The organism is Algoriphagus locisalis (assembly GCF_900116615.1).
Classification (GTDB): Bacteria; Bacteroidota; Bacteroidia; order Cytophagales; family Cyclobacteriaceae; genus Algoriphagus; species Algoriphagus locisalis.
Genome location: NZ_FPBF01000002.1, coordinates 319,157 through 337,812 on the forward strand (window position 1 = coordinate 319,157; position 18,656 = coordinate 337,812).

Annotated in this window: 17 protein-coding genes; 13 read left to right on the top strand and 4 right to left on the bottom strand. The window is 42.0% G+C overall.

The annotated features are described in order from the left end of the window. The 7 genes from BM386_RS06310 (at window position 1) to BM386_RS06340 (ending at window position 6,393) form a co-directional block, all read left to right on the top strand. Window positions 1-549, top strand: coding sequence for a lipocalin family protein (locus BM386_RS06310; protein WP_091692225.1), 549 nt, complete (start codon window positions 1-3; stop codon window positions 547-549). Between the two features lie 229 nt (window positions 550-778). Beyond that, complete coding sequence (locus BM386_RS06315; RefSeq protein ID WP_170857049.1) at window positions 779-1,345, top strand: NfeD family protein; 567 nt, start codon at window positions 779-781, stop codon at window positions 1,343-1,345. A 12-nt stretch (window positions 1,346-1,357) separates the two neighbouring features. Then, the gene (locus BM386_RS06320) at window positions 1,358-2,872 is read left to right on the top strand and encodes a flotillin family protein (protein ID WP_091692226.1); all 1,515 of its coding nucleotides are present in this window, start codon (window positions 1,358-1,360) and stop codon (window positions 2,870-2,872) included. Window positions 2,873-2,985: 113 nt separating this feature from the next. Beyond that, window positions 2,986-4,278, top strand: coding sequence for an OmpA family protein (locus BM386_RS06325; RefSeq protein ID WP_091692227.1), 1,293 nt, complete (start codon window positions 2,986-2,988; stop codon window positions 4,276-4,278). 66 nt (window positions 4,279-4,344) lie between these two features. Further along, the gene (upp, locus tag BM386_RS06330; protein ID WP_091692228.1) at window positions 4,345-4,989 is read left to right on the top strand and encodes a uracil phosphoribosyltransferase; all 645 of its coding nucleotides are present in this window, start codon (window positions 4,345-4,347) and stop codon (window positions 4,987-4,989) included. 7 nt (window positions 4,990-4,996) lie between these two features. Beyond that, a complete protein-coding gene (locus BM386_RS06335; protein WP_091692229.1) occupies window positions 4,997-5,935 on the top strand; it encodes a calcium/sodium antiporter in 939 nt (312 codons plus the stop codon). Further along, a complete protein-coding gene (locus BM386_RS06340) occupies window positions 5,932-6,393 on the top strand; it encodes a hypothetical protein (RefSeq protein WP_091692230.1) in 462 nt (153 codons plus the stop codon). The genes BM386_RS06335 and BM386_RS06340 overlap by 4 nt, the downstream gene beginning before the upstream one ends. Here BM386_RS06340 and sdaAA read toward each other — a convergent pair. Continuing rightward, window positions 6,382-7,290: an L-serine ammonia-lyase, iron-sulfur-dependent, subunit alpha gene (sdaAA, locus tag BM386_RS06345; protein WP_091692231.1), complete on the bottom strand. Its 909-nt coding sequence runs from the start codon at window positions 7,288-7,290 to the stop codon at window positions 6,382-6,384. The genes BM386_RS06340 and sdaAA overlap by 12 nt on opposite strands. A 159-nt stretch (window positions 7,291-7,449) precedes the next feature. Then, on the bottom strand, window positions 7,450-7,854 hold the full coding sequence (locus BM386_RS06350; protein ID WP_091692232.1) for an OsmC family protein: 405 nt from the start codon (window positions 7,852-7,854) through the stop codon (window positions 7,450-7,452). A gap of 70 nt (window positions 7,855-7,924) precedes the next feature. Between BM386_RS06350 and BM386_RS06355 the strand changes: the two genes are divergently transcribed. The 3 genes from BM386_RS06355 to BM386_RS06365 all read left to right on the top strand — a co-directional run bounded on the left by BM386_RS06355 (window position 7,925) and on the right by BM386_RS06365 (window position 9,999). Then, window positions 7,925-8,653, top strand: a complete 729-nt coding sequence (locus BM386_RS06355) for a hypothetical protein (protein WP_091692233.1) — start codon at window positions 7,925-7,927, stop codon at window positions 8,651-8,653. 54 nt (window positions 8,654-8,707) lie between these two features. Beyond that, window positions 8,708-9,586, top strand: coding sequence for a lipoyl synthase (gene lipA, locus BM386_RS06360; RefSeq protein ID WP_091692234.1), 879 nt, complete (start codon window positions 8,708-8,710; stop codon window positions 9,584-9,586). A 101-nt stretch (window positions 9,587-9,687) separates the two neighbouring features. After that, the gene (locus BM386_RS06365; protein WP_091692235.1) at window positions 9,688-9,999 is read left to right on the top strand and encodes a hypothetical protein; all 312 of its coding nucleotides are present in this window, start codon (window positions 9,688-9,690) and stop codon (window positions 9,997-9,999) included. A gap of 144 nt (window positions 10,000-10,143) precedes the next feature. On the opposite strand, the gene gcvP is transcribed toward BM386_RS06365, so the two are convergent. Further along, on the bottom strand, window positions 10,144-13,032 hold the full coding sequence (gcvP, locus tag BM386_RS06370) for an aminomethyl-transferring glycine dehydrogenase (protein WP_091692236.1): 2,889 nt from the start codon (window positions 13,030-13,032) through the stop codon (window positions 10,144-10,146). A gap of 279 nt (window positions 13,033-13,311) precedes the next feature. Here gcvP and BM386_RS06375 point away from each other — a divergent pair, with 279 nt between their 5' ends. Both BM386_RS06375 and BM386_RS06380 read left to right on the top strand, forming a co-directional pair. Continuing rightward, window positions 13,312-14,808, top strand: a complete 1,497-nt coding sequence (locus BM386_RS06375; RefSeq protein ID WP_091692237.1) for a M28 family peptidase — start codon at window positions 13,312-13,314, stop codon at window positions 14,806-14,808. A gap of 252 nt (window positions 14,809-15,060) precedes the next feature. Further along, the gene (locus BM386_RS06380) at window positions 15,061-16,101 is read left to right on the top strand and encodes a quinone-dependent dihydroorotate dehydrogenase (RefSeq protein ID WP_091692238.1); all 1,041 of its coding nucleotides are present in this window, start codon (window positions 15,061-15,063) and stop codon (window positions 16,099-16,101) included. Window positions 16,102-16,105: 4 nt separating this feature from the next. Here the strand turns inward: BM386_RS06380 and BM386_RS23900 are convergent, their stop codons facing one another. Then, window positions 16,106-16,324: a hypothetical protein gene (locus BM386_RS23900; protein ID WP_244545467.1), complete on the bottom strand. Its 219-nt coding sequence runs from the start codon at window positions 16,322-16,324 to the stop codon at window positions 16,106-16,108. On the opposite strand from BM386_RS23900, the gene BM386_RS06385 reads away from it, so the two are divergent. Continuing rightward, window positions 16,299-18,653 carry an FtsK/SpoIIIE family DNA translocase gene (locus BM386_RS06385; RefSeq protein WP_244545468.1) on the top strand — a complete coding sequence of 785 codons (2,355 nt, stop codon included), beginning with the start codon at window positions 16,299-16,301 and terminating at the stop codon, window positions 18,651-18,653. The genes BM386_RS23900 and BM386_RS06385 overlap by 26 nt on opposite strands. The last annotated feature ends 3 nt before the right edge of the window (window positions 18,654-18,656 follow it).

Consider the following 18,656-nt stretch of genomic DNA (forward strand, 5'->3'; position numbering starts at 1 on the left):
ATGAGAACCTTAAACAACACTGAAAAATTTGCTTTGGCAATGCCAATATTGGCTGCAGCCGGATTGATGTTTTTATCACATTCTACTCAAGCTCAAGATCTGGAAACAGTTCCCTATGTGGATCTTAAGAAATACGCTGGAGAATGGTATGAAATAGCATCATTCCCGCAGTCATTTCAGAAAGGTTGTACGTGTACCAAAGCAACTTATACTGCCAATGAAGATGGAACTATCAAGGTCGAGAACTCCTGCAATCTTCCAGAGAAAGGGAAAACCAAAACCTCGATTGCTAAAGCATTTGTAGAAGATGGATCTGGAAATGCCAAACTCAATGTCCAGTTCTTTTGGCCATTCAAGGGCAAATACTGGATTATAGATTTGGCAAAGGATTACTCCTATGCCGTGGTAGGTCATCCGAATCGCAAGTATTTGTGGATCCTTTCACGAACTCAGGAAATGGATCAAGCTACTTATGATGGCATTTTACAAAGAGTCGAGGAGAAAGGCTTTGACCTCTCCAAACTCGAAAAGACGATACAATGTGACTGAGATAAATCATAGTTAAAAAAGCCCGCATATCATGAATATTCGGGCTTTTTGCCTTTCTAAGTGCTTATTTTTGATGTAATCCTTGCCAATCAGATTTTTTCTAGGAGCGATTCTAACAAAATAATCTTCCCCAAACGGTGGAATTAGGGGATTTTTCGATATTATTAGACTCAATTCCATCCAGACCTCAACCGGAAGGCTATTGAATCAAATCTTAACTTTTCTGATCATGGAATTCTTAAATGGGCTAGATCCTCAACTAAAAATATTCTGGTACATCGCCATACCGGTTTCATTGATTTTTGTCCTACAGACCATCCTCACTTTTGTTGGAGGAGGAAGTTCGGATGGTTTGGAAGCTGATTTTGATGGAGATTTGGATGGTGGAGAAGCTCCATTTCAGATGTTTTCGCTTAGAAACCTAATCAATTTCCTTCTGGGCTTCAGCTGGACTGGAATCTCTTTTTACAACCTTATTCCAAATACCACCCTACTTATACTTATCAGTTTAGCGGTAGGCTTCGCTTTTGTCTATTTCTTTTTCCTCATCATTAAGCAGATTCAAAAACTCGGAGAAGACAATACGTTCCGTCTTGAAAAAACGCTGGACAAAATTGCTGATGTGTATCTGGCTATCCCAGGCAGAATGCAGGGAAAGGGCAAAATCATGGTCAGCCTGAATGGTTCAGTGCGTGAAATAGACGCCATGACTGAGCAGGACAAAATTGAAACCAATGCCACCGTAAAGATCAAACGGGTAGAAAGTGGCAATATCCTTATCGTAGAAAAGCTTTAACTTAATTCTTTTATGGATCCTTTAATTCTCATCGTCGTCGCGACGGTTGTCGCCTTTGTGACTATTCTGGCACTTGTCTCCCGCTACAAGCGCTGCCCATCTGATAAAATCCTTGTGGTCTATGGCAAGACCGGCGGAACTTCCGCTCGCTGTATTCACGGTGGTGGCGCTTTCATCTGGCCAGTGATTCAGGATTATGCTTACCTGGATTTGAAGCCGATTTCCATCGAAGCTAATTTGACAAATGCACTAAGCCGTCAGAATATCCGCGTGGACGTCCCATGTCGATTTACAATTGCTATTTCTACCGACACAGATACGATGAATACCGCCGCTGAGCGTTTGCTAGGCTTGGCTCACGAGCAGATTCAGGAACTTTCAAAAGACATCCTTTTCGGCCAGTTGCGCTTGGTAATTGCGACCATGACTATCGAAGAGATCAACTCTGATCGAGATAAATTTCTGGAGAGCATTTCTAAAAACGTGGATAGCGAGCTAAAGAAAATCGGCTTGAAACTGATCAACGTCAACGTAACAGATATCAAGGACGAATCTGGATACATTGAAGCGCTAGGTAAGGAAGCTGCTGCAAAGGCGATCAATGAAGCAAAAATATCCGTTGCTGAGCAAGAAAAAATCGGAGAAACCGGAAAGGCTTTAGCCGATCGTGAAAAGGATGTTCAGATCGCAGACACCCAGCGGGACCGCGATGTGAAAATTGCCATAACCAATAAAAACCGAGAAGTAAGCATAGCCGAAGCTGCCAAAGATGAGAGTATCGGTAAAGCTGAAGCACAGCGAGATACACGGGTTAAAACCTCCGAAGCAAATGCCATCGCAATCAAAGGAGAAAACGAAGCTAAAATTTCCATTGCGCAATCCGATGCGCAACGGAGGGAAAAAGAAGCAGAGGCCTTAAGAATCGCTCTAGCATCAGAAAAAGTACAGAGTGCAAGAGCGTTGGAAGAAGCATATCTTGCGGAGCAAAAAGCAGAAACAGCCAGAGCGGACAGAGAACGTTCTACTCAAAATGCAAACGTGGTAGTTCCGGCAGAAATAGCCAAACAGCGTGCTATCATCGAAGCGCAAGCAGAAGCTGAGCGAATCAGAGAGCAAGCGAAAGGTGAGGCTGATGCTATCTTTGCCAAAATGGATGCGGAAGCAAAAGGTCTTTATGAAATCCTGACTAAGCAGGCAGAGGGTTACCGTGAAGTAGTGAGCGCGGCGGGTGGAGACCCAACCAAAGCATTCCAGCTTCTTTTGATTGAGAAACTACCTGAATTGGTAAAAACTCAAGTAGAAGCAGTGAAGAACATCAAGATCGATAAGATCACTGTATGGGATTCAGGTCAGGGTGAAAATGGAAATGGCTCAACCGCCAATTTTGTCTCAGGAATGATGAAAACTGTTCCGCCATTGAATGAACTCTTCAATATGGCAGGGCTAAACCTCCCAACTTATTTGAAGGGAGAAGACCTTGTGGAGCCCCCAAAACCTGAAGAAAAAATGAAACCTGAAGAAGAATAACTTTAATGAAAGCCCGGCACTTACCGGGTTTTTTTTATACCCAAGATTTACTTGAATTGAGCACAGATATTGTACACTTTTGCAAAATCATCCTAAAAGCACCTTTCATTCTAATGAAAAAACAATTACTTACCCTTGTCCTATTGGGTTTAGCAAATCTTGTATTAGCCCAAAATGAATTCAATCACTGGTCTATAGAGACAAACGCTGGTTTTAATAAGGCTATGGCTCCACTCACCCCAGGATATCTTTCGCCTACCTTGAACATTGGGCACCTTGACTTTGGCGTGCGCTATATGTTCAATGAAAAATTCGGTTTGAAAGCCGATGGTGGATTTGGCTCTTTTTCTGAAGCAAAAGGCAATAGTCCTGAATTTACCACAAATTACTTCAGAGGAAATATCCAAATGGTCGCCAACCTAGGACGAATCATGAACTTTGAATCCTTTACAAGGAACTTTGGAATACTAGGCCATTTTGGGGCTGGAGCTGGCCGATTAAGTTTTGAACAGACTATTCTCAATACACAGCCGGACTATGTGTACAATTTCATTACTGGATTGACTGCACAATTGAAATTAGGTCAGCGTATAGCGCTAACGAGTGATATCTCCATGATTTATAATGGCAGACAAACTTATACATTCGATGGAAATCAATACAATGCCTCTGAGCAACCAATTGATCCATTAGTGAATCCACTCGTGCACGCGCCAGGAACATGGTGGACAGGAACATTGGGACTTAATTTCTACCTAGGAAAACATGAAGAGCATGCCGACTGGTTCATCGCTGCTGATAAGTATGCCACTAAAGAGGAATTGGCTACTGAGATCAACGGTATCAAAGACATGTTGAAAGATTCTGATGGTGATGGCGTTCCTGATTACTTGGATAAAGAACCGAACACCCCGGCAGGAGCCAGAGTTAACTCCGCAGGTATGGCCTTGGATTCTGACGGTGATGGAACTCCTGACCACGCGGACAAGTGTCCATTCCTTCCTGGCCCAGCATCTACCAATGGGTGTCCCGTTGAAGAAGTAAAAGAGGAAGTTGATTTCTTAAAGAAAGCTATCAACGATGGTTATGTAAATGTTTACTACGCATTCGATAGCGCCAAACCACTGGGATACTCTACAAGCGCAGCCAACTATGTATCTAACTTCTTGAAAAAAAATCCAGGTGTAAGTATTGAAATCACAGGGTATGCTGACGAATTAGGCCCTGAAGATTACAACATGAAACTTTCTGAAAGAAGAGCTAAGGCTGTTTATGACATCCTGATTTCTTCTGGAGTTGACTCTTCAAGACTTTCATACAAAGGATATGGCGAAGACACTAGTGTGGATAAATCATCTGCTGATGCAAGACAACTAGCTAGAAGAGCAAGCTTCGAAGTGAAATAACAATTATTTCGACCTGATCAAAAACCCGGTTTCAAAAGAGCCGGGTTTTTATTTTATCTTCGCAGCATGTTTATTCTATCTGACACCCCTTCTTTGGCCAATCATTTCCTAAGAGAAATGAGAGATGTGCGCATCCAAAATGACAGGATGAGGTTTCGGAAAAATCTAGAGAGAATGGGCGAGATTTTAGCCTATGAAATATCAAAGTCTTTCGAATATTCTCAGGAGACTATTCAAACTCCTCTCACGACCACCACTGTAGATTCTACTACAGAAAACCCAGTAATCATCTCAGTAATGAGAGCATCCTTACCCTTTTCTAATGGCTTTTTAAATTACTTTGATAAAGCCGAAAGCGGGTTCATCGGTGCTTTCCGAGATGAAAGTTCACCTGGGGAAATCAATGTTCACTTGGGGTACCATGCAAGTCCTAACCTGGAAGGAAAGATTATAATCTTGGCAGACCCTATGCTAGCTACAGGCAAATCACTCGTCGAGTCTATCCAAACGCTACTAAGCCACGGAACCCCAAAGCATATTCATATAGCCTCAGTAATTGCAGCTCCTGAGGGCATCCAATACATCAAAGCAAACATTTCTTGCTCCTACTCCCTATGGATTGGAGCAGTTGATGAAAAACTAAATCACCAATCTTACATCGTACCAGGCCTTGGCGATGCAGGCGACCTTTCTTTTGGCCCAAAACTTTAATCACAGTATGCTTCCATATTTTCTTTTATTTCTAGGGCTTATCATTCTTTTGTACGGAGGAAAAATCTTAGTGGACGGCGCATCTGCCATGGCTGTAAAACTAGGCATGAGTGCTGGTCTTATCGGAATGACTGTGGTTGCTTTTGGAACATCTGCCCCTGAGTTATTGGTGAGCTTAAATGCAGCATTGAAAGGAAACAGTGATATTTCTATTGGAAATGTAGTCGGTTCTAACATCGCCAATATCGGCTTGGTGCTAGGAATAAGCGGGATTTTTTATCCTATCCTGATTAAGCGCAGTCATATCAAAATTGATTATTTGGTCACTTTATTGGTATCAATCCTTTTTTACGGATTAAGTTATAACGGACTCATCGGCTTTTGGGAAGGTATCTTACTTTTCGGATTATTTATAGGATTCAACATTTATCTATTCAAAAGCCCCTCAGCTGATTTGGTAGATAATACTGAAGTAGAAGAGGAAATAGAGCAAGTGAAAAATTACTCTTGGTTGGCTTCTATTGGCTTATTCGTCGGTGGTGTGTTAGGGTTATATTTTGGATCTGAACTCTTGGTGACCAATGCTGTAAAGATCTCCAGAGAATTCGGTGTTTCCGAACGTGTAATCGGAGTGACGATAATTGCTATTGGCACAAGCCTGCCAGAGCTAATCACCTCAATTATAGCTGCTTTATCCAAAAGAACGGATTTAGCACTAGGTAATATTCTTGGCAGTAACATCATGAATATTCTATCCATAATCGGCCTCACAGCGATCATAAAGCCGATTGGAGTTTCGCAGGAATTTATCGATTCAGACTTCCTTTGGATGCTTGGAATTACGCTGTTCTTATTCGTACTGATGCGTACGAAGATGAGAGTTTCAAAAGTGGAAGGGACCCTGCTCTTGCTTAGCTATGCTGCCTATTTGTTCTTCCTTTTATGATCGAAAACATCCTTACCCTGCTAGGAATTTACTTTCTGAGTTGTTTTAAGTTTCTGGCTGCACCTGTTCTAGGTTCTGCTGCAGGGTATTCAGTTTTAGAAAATATAGTGATAACTATCGCTGGAATGATGACCAGCGTATTGATTTTCACACTTCTTGGATCCAAAATAAAAGCTCTTTTCGAAGGGAATTTCCAAAGAAGACCCAAGCTGATTTTCTCCAAGAAAAATAGGCAAATAGTTCACCTATGGAGAAAATACGGAGAAATTGGCGTCGCTTTCTTCACGCCATTATTGTTTACACCTATAGGCGGCACACTGATCATGGTGTCCTTTGGTGTCAAAAAAAGACATATTTACCTCCATATGCTTTGGAGTGCATGTCTTTGGGCAGTAGTGATCAGTTTGAGTATTGATAAAATATTAGCAGTGCCTTTTGTTCAACACTTATTCATCTAGCTCTTCATCGGGCAAGATTTCTATATCTTTTATCAGAACCCGCTCAGAAATAGCCTGTCCGGTTAAGGTTGCCGCCAATCCACCCATGGCAGTTTCCTTGTAGCGGCTTTCCATGGAAGCCCCGACTTCACCCATCGCTTCTACACATTCATCCACAGGAATTACAGCGCTTACATTGGCTAAAGCGATCTGTGCTGAACTGAATGCAATGGCCGCTGCGCTGGCATTTCTAACTACGCAAGGTACTTCTACCAATCCTGCGACCGGATCACAAATCAGTCCCAGCATACATTGTATGGTCACTGCCACCGCATTGAAAATCTGGTCTGTATTTCCACCTAGGCAATACACAATCGCACCTGAGGCCATAGCCGCCGCAGAACCAGTTTCTGCCTGGCATCCTCCTACAGCTCCCGCCAGACTTGCTTTTTCTTCAATTATCAAAGCAATGCCTGCACCTACCAAAAGTCCTTCTACAATCTGCTCATCGCTTAATCCGTGAATTTCCTGAAGGGTAACCAAGGTACCTGGAAGTATGCCGCTAGCTCCTGCAGTTGGGGCGGCCACTACTCTTCCCATGCAGGAATTGACTTCTTTAGCTGCTAAGGCTCTGGAAATTAACTTTTGAAATTCTGGAGAAAGTACTGATAAGGGATGATTGAAAACCTTCTTTGCACCATTATTTATCATTCCTGACCTAGAAGTCATTTCTTCCTCCAGACCTGTCTTCACAGCTTCTTTCATCACACCATAAGCTTGCAGAAGACCTGCTTTGATCTGATCATTTGAGCCGTTTTTCTGATCTATTTCATATTCGATCACAGATTCGGGTAATGATATTTTTCTTTCTTCACAATAGCTTTTCCAGCCAGTAAAAGATTCGAATAAATAACTCATGATGAGGTGGGTTTATATACTTTTATGAATAAATGAAATCAGGACAGAAACCTTAGTTTCTTTGATTACTTGGTTTGAAGCCGGGTGACCGAAGATCGGTGTACCTTAATTCTTAGAGTTTAACTAAACCTAGGTAGCTTTTGATCCAGACTATTTTAATTAGAAATCAAACTTCAACGTCTGTTTAATCGCTGGATCCAAGCTTAACGCTACAGGACAGGTCTTTGCCGCATTTTTTAATTTCTGGATCATAGCGGTGTCACTTATCGGATTTTCCCAATGGAAATCAACAATGATTTCACTTATTTTCCGGGGAGAGGCCTGCATTATTTTGGTCACTTCCCAGGTCAAACCTTCTAAAGATACAGAATCTCTATTTGCTACAATTCCCATTATAGTCACCATGCAACTCCCTAATGCGCTAGCAACCAGGTCAGTAGGAGAAAACTTCTCACCTTTCCCATTATTATCAACAGGAGCGTCAGTAAGGATTTGGGTGCCAGACTGAAGGTGCTCAGACTCAGTTCTCAAATTCCCTAAATATGAACTTTTTATAGTGGGCATAAACTCTTATTTTTAAAATCAGTTAAAATACTTACACCCAAAAATAGGGCTATATTTTCGACCAATTCGAATGAACAAACTGAAATTCATTTTACCGCTGCTAATACTTTCATTTTCCTTTGAATCTTTTGCACAAAGAGATGACATTGGCAATTACGATTACGATAAGGAATACATGTTTGGCATCAACAAGAATACCAATGGAGGATTAATTGGTGGTTTTGTTTTCAAAGCAGGAACACGTATCGACGACACCCAGTTTAGTTTCTGGGCACTAGAGTTTTCCAATGTCAAAAACCCAAAAGAAACCCGTTATAACACCGTCTTAGGCAACAGCTATATCTTTGGAAAATCTAACTACCTCTATTCAATCAGGCCTCAGTACGGTAGAGAAATCATACTTTTCAAAAAAGCCCCTAATCAAGGAGTTCAGGTATCTGCTTTGGCTGCAGTAGGCCCAACCTTTGGCTTAATCGCTCCTTACTATATAGAATATGCACTCAATAGAGTAGAAACTGTTCGTGAACAATATGACCCAGAAGTCCATCAAAGCCGATTCAATATTTTAGGCACTGGACGATTATTCGAAGGGCTAGGACAGTCTGAATTTGCCTTCGGGGCTAACTTGAAAGCTGCCATTAACTTTGAATTTGGGGTTTTCCGCTCAAATGCAACAGGATTGGAACTTGGATACATGCTGGAGGGTTTTACCAAAGAAATCCCGCTGATCCCGACCACAGAAAATCGTCAGTTGTTCCAATCGGTCTATTTCACCTTTTTCTACGGGTTCAGACAGTAAGTCAACTTGGGTTTTGCCCGCTGCTGACTTACCTTTGCATCAAATCAGAAATCAATGATCGAATTACCTGTAATTTCCGAAGAAGCAACTCGCCGAAAAAAGCCAGATTGGCTGAGAGTAAAACTTCCTGTGGGAAAAGAATATGCCAAAGTCCGCAAGCTGGTAGATGAGCATAAGCTTCACACGATTTGTGAAAGCGGCAATTGCCCAAACATGGGCGAATGCTGGGGAGCTGGTACGGCTACCTTTATGATTTTGGGAAATGTGTGTACGCGTTCTTGTTCATTTTGTGCTGTAGCCACTGGCCGACCGCCGGAGTATGATACCGATGAGCCAAGAAGAGTAGCCGAAGCTATCAAACTCATGGGCGTAAAACATGCCGTTTTGACTTCTGTGAACCGTGATGAATTGAAAGATAAAGGTGCTGAGATCTGGTATCAGACCGTGATTCAAACTAAAGAACTTTCTCCTGCCACCACAATTGAGACACTTATTCCAGATGTAAAATCAAACTGGGATGCACTATATAGAATGATTTCAGGAGGGCAGGAAGTAGTTTCCCATAACATGGAAACTGTGGAAAGCCTTTACAGAAGAGTTCGTCCACAGGCAAAATATGCACGTTCTCTAGAGCAGACCAAATTGACCAAAGCGTACGGTAAAAGAACCAAAACTGGTATTATGCTTGGATTGGGAGAGAAAAAAGAAGAAGTCTTCAAAGCTATGGACGATCTAGCCGAGCATGGTTGTGATATCCTTACTTTAGGACAATACCTTCAGCCTACCAAAATGCATATCGAAGTAGCCGAATTTATTCACCCTGATCTCTTTGCAGAATACAGAGAAGAAGGATTGGCTAGAGGATTGAAGTATGTGGAATCAGGGCCGCTTGTGAGATCATCTTACCATGCTGAAAGACACGTCAACGTCTAGGTTTTCAAAATAAAAATTGCAGGCACACTTTCGGGTGTGCTTTTTTTATGTCTATATTTTAAATAGTTTAAGCTATTATTTTCACACTAACTTTTAAACTTATGGTAAAAATTGAAAAAATCGGAGTGGCTTCTGCTGCCAAAATCTATGGATTGACTCTTGGTATTCTTGGCTTTGTACTCGGTATATTCTATGCATTATTCCTATCTGCATTCTCTGGGCTTATAGATGATTTCCCTATCGCTGGAGCAGGAGGCATAGGGATAATAATGGTAATTGTTTTCCCCATTATGTATGGAATTATAGGTTTTATTGTAGGAGCATTGGGTGCAGTGGTTTATAATTTTGTTGCGTCAAAAACTGGCGGATTGGAAATTCAGCTTTCCAAAGATGATGAGATTCCGATGATGTAAAATCAGAATAAGACTTTAAACTTAGCTTCCCCATCGCTCGGTCTGACAGCTGTGTATTCCGCGCTTCCTTTGTGTACTCAGCGGTTAAAACGAAAAAAAGGGCTACCAAATCGGCAGCCCTTAACTTTTATACTTCGAAGCTAATTAAGCTTCTTCGCTAGCGTAAGCCTCCACAGGAATACAGCTACAGATCAAGTTTCTATCACCGAAAGCAGAATCAATCCTACGCACAGTTGGCCAGAATTTATTTGCTTTCACATATTCAAGAGGATAAACAGCTTTCTCTCTAGAGTAAGGCAGATTCCAATCATCGGTCAGAACCATCATTGCAGTGTGAGGTGCATTTTTCAATACATTCTCCACTTTATCAGCCACTCCATCTTCGATCTCCTGGATCTCAGCACGGATAGAAAGTAAGGCATCACAGAACTTATCCAATTCAGCTTTAGTCTCCGACTCCGTAGGCTCGATCATCAAAGTACCCGCTACTGGGAATGAAACTGTAGGTGCATGGTATCCATAATCCATCAAGCGCTTCGCGATATCTTCCACTTCTACACCCACTTCTTTGAAAGCTCTGCAATCCACTATCATCTCGTGCGCCGCTCTTCCTTGAGTTCCAGTGTAAAGAATAGGGAAATGATCTTTCAATCTTTCCTTGATATAGTTCGCGTTTAGGATTGCCATTTTCGTCGCATTTTTCAAACCATTTCCACCCATCATCGCGATGTAAGCATAAGAGATTGGCAAAATGCTCGCGCTACCGTATGGAGCAGCAGAAATCGAAGAAACAGCTTGCTCTCCACCTGCTTTTACCACAGGATTACCAGGAAGGAATGGTGCCAAATGACTTGCGACGCAGATCGGGCCCATGCCAGGTCCACCGCCACCGTGAGGAATACAGAATGTTTTATGAAGATTCAAGTGACAAACGTCAGCTCCAATTCTACCTGGACTAGTCAAACCAACCTGAGCGTTCATATTTGCTCCATCCATATAAACCTGTCCACCGTTTTCGTGAATGATTTCACAGATTTCCTGAATAGCTACCTCAAATACACCGTGAGTTGATGGATAAGTCACCAGTAGGGATGACAAATCTTTTGCATGAGCAGTTGCTTTTTCTCTAAGGTCTTCGATGTCGATATTTCCTTTTTCGTCACACTTCACCAAAACCACTTTCATTCCAGCCATAACAGCGGAAGCAGGGTTTGTACCGTGAGCGGAAGTTGGGATCAAGGCTACATTTCTATGGTAATCGCCTCTGCTTTGGTGATAGGCACGGATTACCATTAGGCCAGCAAACTCACCCTGCGCACCAGAATTTGGCTGAAGGGAAGTGTCTGCGAAACCAGTAATCTCATTTAACCAGTGTCTCAAGTTTGCAAAAAGCTCTTGGTAACCAGCAGTCTGATCGGTTGGAGCAAATGGGTGCATCTGTCCGAACTCAGGCCAAGTAACTGGGATCATTTCCGCTGTAGCGTTCAACTTCATCGTACAGGAACCCAAAGAAATCATGGAATGTACCAATGACAAATCTTTGTTCTCCAATCGCTTGATGTAACGAAGCATCTCGTGCTCACTCTGGTAATCGTTGAATACCGGGTGAGTCAAATATTCTGATTTTCTCACCAGTCCTTCTGGTAACACTAATTCGATCTCAGAAGCCAACGCAGAAAGATCTGGAGCTTCCACGCCTTTTGCTTTCGCAAAAACCTCAACAACTGCAGCAATATCTTCTAAGGTCTTAGCCTCATCAAAAGACAAAAACACCGTGTCGTAATCGTAACGGAAATTCATTTCTGAAGAAAGTGCCAAGGACTGAATCGCATTAAGCGATTTTGACTCAATCTTTACCTTGATCGTATCAAAGTAATTCTTGGAAGGAACTTCATAACCCAATTGTCCAAGAGCCTTCGCAGTTAGTTTTGCAAGACCATGAGTTCTTAGGGCAATATTTTTCAAGCCTTTAGGCCCGTGATAGACTGCATAGAAACTAGCCATGACAGCCAATAGCACCTGTGCTGTACAAATATTTGAAGTTGCTTTTTCTCTTTTGATATGCTGCTCACGTGTCTGCAAAGCCATTCTGTATGCTTTGTTTCCTTCACGATCCTGAGAAACACCAATAATTCTTCCTGGAATCTGACGCTTGTAAGCCTCTTTCGTAGCGAAGAAACCAGCGTGAGGCCCACCATAACCCATTGGCACTCCAAATCTTTGAGAAGATCCAACTACCACATCAGCTCCCATTTCACCAGGGGCAGTCAATAATGTCAAAGCCAAAAGATCAGCTGCAAATGCAGTAGTCACATTATTTTCTTTGGCAGCAGCAACTAGCGCAGAATAATCACGTGCTTCGCCGTCAGCATCCGGATATTGGAACAATACCCCATATAGATTTTCATCAGTCAGGTCTAACGAATCAATAGATCCGAAAACCAACTCTATTCCTACTGGCTCAGCCCTAGTTTCAAGTACAGCTTTGGTCTGAGGGAATACTTTTTCGTCAACAAAGAATTTTGTCGCATTCTTTTTCTCTCTTGGTTTAACCGCAAAAAGCATGTTCATCGCTTCAGCAGCTGCAGTTCCTTCGTCTAGAAGAGATGCATTAGCCAATTCCATTCCAGTCAATTCCATCACTACAGTCTGGAAATTGATCAAAGCTTCCAATCGTCCTTGAGCGATTTCTGCCTGATAAGGAGTGTAAGCAGTGTACCATCCTGGATTTTCAAGTACGTTCCTCAAAATCACTCCAGGCACTAATGTGTCATAATATCCCAAGCCTATGAATGACTTGAATACTTTGTTTTTAGAAGCAAGTTTTTTGAAATCCTTCAAAAACTCTGATTCCAACTTCGCAGCCGGAAGATCCAACGGGCGCTCCAGCTGGATAGACTTAGGTACGGTTTGGTTGATTAATTCCTCTAAAGTTGAAGCTCCGATTTTCTCCAGCATCGCTGTGATCTCTGCATCTGTCGGGCCATTGTGTCTGCTCTCAAATTTGACAGCATTAGAAAGATTGATCTTCATATAAGAACGTTAAGACGATAAACTATTTGGGCTTGAAATCTGCTGATTTTTCAAGGTGCAAAGGTACAATTTATTGAAAGATAATGCTTTCAAGAACCTAGATATTTCCTTTTTGTTCGATCAAAATTTATAAACGGTTTATTGTAGGGCAGAAAATTTCTCTAGTTTAGCGCCTGAAATGCAAATAGATTGAAATCAGACCTTTACTAACCTCACATTTGTGAAGCGATCCTAAAGCCATTTCTATTTATAATCAGAAAAAAACCTAACTATAATCAAATGAATAAAAGTCTGTTATTGACGGGCGCAATGGCTCTTGGCCTAGCTCTTCCGTCGTTGGCACAGGCACCTGCACAGGTGAAATACGCCAACACCATCACCGCTGGAGACCTGAAAGAGCGTCTTACTTACCTAGCTTCTGACGAAATGAAAGGCAGGGACACAGGTTCTGAAGAACAAAAAGTAGCTGCAAATTACCTAGCTGATTTCTACAAGAAAATCGGATTGGCAGGGCCAGTTGATGGAAGTTACTTGCAGCCAGTAGAGTTGGTTAGCGCTTCTTTCGGAGAAGTTTCTTTGAAAGTTGGTAAAAACAAACTTGTCAATAATGAGGACTTCGTTTTCATCGGCGATGGGGACATGAAAAAAGCGGCTAAGACTGACTTGGTTTTCCTTGGTTTAGTGTCTGAAGAAAATCTTGCTAAAGTTGACGTAAAAGACAAACTAGTCGGCATCTGGGCTGTAGGTGTAAGATCAAATGATCTTCTAACTCAAGTAATGGATGCAGGAGCAGCAGGAATTGTGATTGTAAGCATGGAAGGTCAGGCAAACTTTGACCGTATCGCCAATCGTTACAAAAGCTTAGCCGGAAAAGGAAGAGTTGGTTTCCCAAAAGAAGTGGAGCAAAAGCCAGTTTTCATGGTTAGCTCTGATAAAATGGCCGAGTTATTCAACACTCCTGTGGAGGATTTGAAAGAAGCTGCAAAAACAAAACCTGAGTCTATCAAGTCTCAAAAAGCTACTTACCAAATCGAGAAGGTAGTAGAAGACATAGAGAGTTCCAATGTGATGGGTTACCTGGAAGGAACTGATAAAAAAGACGAATTGGTAGTGATTTCCTCGCACTACGATCACGTAGGTGTGAGCAGCACCGGCGAAGTGTTCAATGGTGCTGACGATGATGGATCAGGGACTGTGTCTGTAACTGAAATCGCTGAGGCATTTGCTGCTGCAGCTAAAGACGGAATCAAACCAAGAAGATCTATCCTTTTCCTAAATGTAACAGGCGAAGAGAAGGGCCTACTGGGATCTGAGTACTATTCAGAACACCCAATCTTCCCATTGGAAAACACCGTGACCAATTTCAACATCGATATGGTAGGCCGAATCGACTACGAATATCAGGATGCCGAAAACACTGATTTCGTATATGTAATTGGTTCTGAAATGCTTTCTACGGATTTGAAAAAGATCCTGGAATACAACAACATTACTTATTCTGACTTGATCCTGGATTACAGATATGATGCTGAGGACGATCCAAACAGATTCTATTACAGATCAGATCATTACAACTTTGCTAAGCATAATATCCCTGTTGCATTCTTCTTCAATGGTGTGCACGATGATTATCACCAGGTAACTGATACGGTCGATAAAATCGAATTCCCGCTAATGGAGAAAAGAGCGCGATTGATTTTCCATACGGTTTGGGATGTAGCCAACAGAGAAAATAAGCCAAAAGTAGATGGCACAAACACTAGAACTGAGAGATAATTCAGTTAATTCTATGACCACACAAAGGCTATTGGAGTAATCCAGTAGCCTTTTTTATTGGTAATAGTAAAGCAAATACTTGCACTTTCATTGCTCCTTTTCTTACCTACGGGCTGATTGTAAACAAAATATTATTGTGACCTCCGCGTCCTTCTCTGCGAACTTTGCGGTAAAAAAAAATTGATTCTACTTTTCCAATCGTCAAATTTTATAAAAAGGTATCTTTGCCTCACGAACCCCAATCCAAATCCCGTGTACAAATCCCTACTCAAGCCACTCTTTTTCCTTAAGAAACCTGAAGATGCTCACCACTTTACCGTGGATTTGACACGCTTCGGCTTCAATCTTCCAATAATTGGTTCGATCGTGGAATCCACTTTCAAACTGGAAGACAAAAGACTTGAGTGTGAGGTTTTTGGATTAAAATTCAAGAATCCAGTTGGCTTGGCGGCAGGTTTTGACAAGGACGCTAAGGTTATCGATGAAATGGCTATGCTTGGGTTTGGTTTTATTGAAATAGGAACCTTGACTCCAAAACCTCAAGAAGGAAATCCTCTGCCTCGCATGTTTCGACTTCCACAGGACGAATCACTTATCAATCGCATGGGGTTCAATAATGGAGGAGTGTTTGAAGCCGTAGAGCGTTTGAAAAAAAGAAAGTCCAATGTTTTGGTAGGTGGGAATATTGGCAAAAACAAAGTCACTCCAAACGAAAACGCGGTAGATGATTATTTGATTTGTCTGGAAGCCTTGCACGATCACGTGGATTATTTCGTCGTAAATGTAAGCTCGCCAAACACTCCAAATCTCCGTGATTTGCAGGAAAAAGAGCCACTCAAAGCCTTGCTGCAAGCAGTAAAAAATGCCAATGACCTGAAGTCTAAGCCAAAACCCATCTTGCTAAAAATTGCTCCGGACCTAACAGATGGACAATTAGACGATATCATCGAAATTGTACAGGAAACCAAAATCGATGGAGTAATCGCGACCAACACAACTATCGACCGTTCGCAATTGACCACTTCAGAAGCTGAAGTCCAAGCCATCGGTGCTGGCGGAGTAAGTGGAAAAGTTTTGGCAAAAAGAAGTACCGAAGTCATTCGGTACCTATCCGACAAGTCGAATAAAGCATTTCCTATCATAGGAGTGGGCGGAATCTATTCAGCCGAAGACGCAATAGAAAAACTCGAAGCTGGGGCTAGCTTAATTCAGGTGTACTCGGGCATGATTTATGAGGGACCTGGGTTGATCAAAAAGATTAAAAAAGGATTATTGGCTCATTTTTCGCACTAATTTGTCAATCTAATTTCATTAATCTTATCTTAAATCGGATTTGAATCGCATACATGGCCACCAATTCACCAAGGACCAATACTTTTAGAAAAAAGGGAGAACCCACCAAAAAGAAAGGATCAAGCTTCAAAGCGCCGAGCTTCTCATTTGGTAAGTTCAACTCCACCAAGCTTGTATTGACATTAGGCATTTTTCTGATGTCAACAGCAATTTTTCTATTCATCGCCTTTATCAGCTATCTGCTGAATGGTCCAGCGGATCAGAGTTTGGTCATGAACAATCCTGATGAAGCGATCAGACAAACAGCCCGTGAATCCACCAATTGGCTTGGGTATCTTGGTGCTCAAGCAGGCAATTGGATGATATATCGTTGGTTTGGTGTCGCAGCATTTCTATTTCCTCCATTTCTGTTTTTATTAGGATTTAAGTGGGCTTTCAAGATCTCACTTGTCTCACTTACCCGCTACACCACCTTTGCACTTTTCTTCACTTTCTGGCTGGGATTACTAACAGGATATGTGGTTATTTTAATTGAAGGATACTCCTACTGGAGCTTCCTTTCAGGCGGTTTTGGCTATGAACTGGCAAAACTTTCTGCAGATTTCCTGAGCTGGGGCACGTTCATTTTGCTGGGCGGATCTATGCTCATATTCGTGATCTTCTTTTTTGATATTGACAAATTAGACTGGTTTAGTAGCAAAGCTTCGGATTCTGAATTAGAAGAAGATGAGCTGGATCCTGCTACGGGTGCTGCGCCTTCCGTGAAAAACCCATTCAAAGACGATGAAGAGATCGAAGATGAAGAGGAAATTGATGACGATGGAAGTTCTTGGGTTGTCAAAGAAGATAAGGCAGATGAACCTATTGAGCTGCAGCCTGAGTCGAAACCCAAGCCGAAAAAGGAGGAGATCGTTTTTGATGTCCCTCAACTGAATATTCTAGATCCCGTCGTAGAGCGAGAAACTGAGAATAAGGTAGAAGAAAAAAGTTTCTCCGTGGTAAAACCCTCTGGAGAAGAGAAAACTGCTGAGGAAGTTGAGAATCTGGATGCATATGATCCAACACTGGACCTTCCACATTACAAGTACCCTACGCTGGACTTGCTAAATGAATACGATGTCCAAAAAGTAACCGTAAGCCGTCAGGAACTTGAGGACAATAAAAATAAAATCGTAGAGACACTTGAAAACTTCAAGATTGGAATTCAGGAGATCAAAGCGACTATTGGACCGACTGTTACGTTATATGAAATTGTACCTGAACCAGGTGTAAAAATCTCCAAAATCAAGAATTTGGAAGATGATATTGCCTTGAGCTTAGCGGCATTAGGAATTAGAATTATTGCCCCAATTCCTGGTAAAGGAACTATCGGTATAGAAGTGCCAAACAAAAACAGAGAGTTGGTTCCAGCTCGGGCAGTCTTGGGCACAGAGAAATTCATGCGTTCAGATAAAGATCTTCCTATCGCACTTGGAAAGACTATTTCCAACGAAGTCTTTGTGGTTGATCTGGCAAAAATGCCTCACTTATTGATGGCTGGGGCGACTGGTCAAGGGAAGTCAGTAGGCTTGAATATGATCTTGGCTTCCTTGATTTACAAGAAGCATCCATCCCAACTGAAGTTTGTACTCGTCGATCCGAAAAAGGTAGAATTAACCCTTTTCAATAAGATCGAAAGACATTTTCTGGCGAAACTACCTGGAGCGGAAGAGGCTATTATCACCGATACCAAAAAGGTAATTTACACGCTGAATTCCCTGTGTATCGAGATGGATAATCGATACAATCTTCTGAAGGATGCTGGCGCTCGAAACCTAAAGGAATACAATGCCAAATTCATCGCTAGGAAACTCAATCCGGAAAAAGGCCATCGCTTTATGCCATATATAGTATTGGTAATTGATGAGTTAGCGGATTTGATGATGACTGCAGGCAAAGAAATAGAAGGGCCAATAGCGCGTCTAGCTCAGCTCGCTAGAGCCATTGGTATTCATTTGGTAGTCGCTACACAAAGACCTTCTGTGAATGTGATCACGGGTATTATCAAGGCGAATTTCCCAGCTAGACTTTCTTTCCGCGTGACTTCCAAGATCGATAGCCGTACCATTCTAGATGCAGGTGGAGCTGATCAGTTGATCGGTATGGGAGACATGCTTTTATCTCATGGTTCCGAAGTAACCCGAATTCAATGTGCATTCTTGGACACTCCTGAAGTGGATTCTATTTGTGATTGGATTGGCGAGCAAAAAGGCTATTCAGATGCCTATTTACTTCCTGAGTTTGAAGGAGAAGATTCTGATAATTCAGTGGGCGATGTTGATTTCTCTGACCTTGATCCACTTTTCAACGACGCTGCCAGACTTCTGGTAATGCATCAGCAAGGAAGTACTTCTCTAATTCAACGAAAGCTTAAATTAGGCTACAACCGCGCGGGAAGAATCATCGATCAGCTAGAAGCTGCAGGAATCGTCGGCGCATTTGAAGGGTCTAAAGCCCGCGAAGTACTTATTCAGGATGAAGCTAGTTTGGAACGGTTATTGGACAGTCTGTAAAAG

Bases quoted from the DNA above. Each gene is read 5' to 3' on its own strand.
- BM386_RS06310 (WP_091692225.1), top strand. From the start codon at position 1: ATGAGAACCTTAAACAACACTGAAAAATTTGCTTTGGCAATGCCAATA.
- BM386_RS06315 (WP_170857049.1), top strand. From the start codon at position 779: ATGGAATTCTTAAATGGGCTAGATCCTCAACTAAAAATATTCTGGTAC.
- BM386_RS06320 (WP_091692226.1), top strand. From the start codon at position 1,358: ATGGATCCTTTAATTCTCATCGTCGTCGCGACGGTTGTCGCCTTTGTG.
- BM386_RS06325 (WP_091692227.1), top strand. From the start codon at position 2,986: ATGAAAAAACAATTACTTACCCTTGTCCTATTGGGTTTAGCAAATCTT.
- upp (WP_091692228.1), top strand. From the start codon at position 4,345: ATGTTTATTCTATCTGACACCCCTTCTTTGGCCAATCATTTCCTAAGA.
- BM386_RS06335 (WP_091692229.1), top strand. From the start codon at position 4,997: ATGCTTCCATATTTTCTTTTATTTCTAGGGCTTATCATTCTTTTGTAC.
- BM386_RS06340 (WP_091692230.1), top strand. From the start codon at position 5,932: ATGATCGAAAACATCCTTACCCTGCTAGGAATTTACTTTCTGAGTTGT.
- sdaAA (WP_091692231.1), bottom strand. From the start codon at position 7,290: ATGAGTTATTTATTCGAATCTTTTACTGGCTGGAAAAGCTATTGTGAA.
- BM386_RS06350 (WP_091692232.1), bottom strand. From the start codon at position 7,854: ATGCCCACTATAAAAAGTTCATATTTAGGGAATTTGAGAACTGAGTCT.
- BM386_RS06355 (WP_091692233.1), top strand. From the start codon at position 7,925: ATGAACAAACTGAAATTCATTTTACCGCTGCTAATACTTTCATTTTCC.
- lipA (WP_091692234.1), top strand. From the start codon at position 8,708: ATGATCGAATTACCTGTAATTTCCGAAGAAGCAACTCGCCGAAAAAAG.
- BM386_RS06365 (WP_091692235.1), top strand. From the start codon at position 9,688: ATGGTAAAAATTGAAAAAATCGGAGTGGCTTCTGCTGCCAAAATCTAT.
- gcvP (WP_091692236.1), bottom strand. From the start codon at position 13,032: ATGAAGATCAATCTTTCTAATGCTGTCAAATTTGAGAGCAGACACAAT.
- BM386_RS06375 (WP_091692237.1), top strand. From the start codon at position 13,312: ATGAATAAAAGTCTGTTATTGACGGGCGCAATGGCTCTTGGCCTAGCT.
- BM386_RS06385 (WP_244545468.1), top strand. From the start codon at position 16,299: ATGTCAACAGCAATTTTTCTATTCATCGCCTTTATCAGCTATCTGCTG.
- BM386_RS23900 (WP_244545467.1), bottom strand. From the start codon at position 16,324: ATGAATAGAAAAATTGCTGTTGACATCAGAAAAATGCCTAATGTCAAT.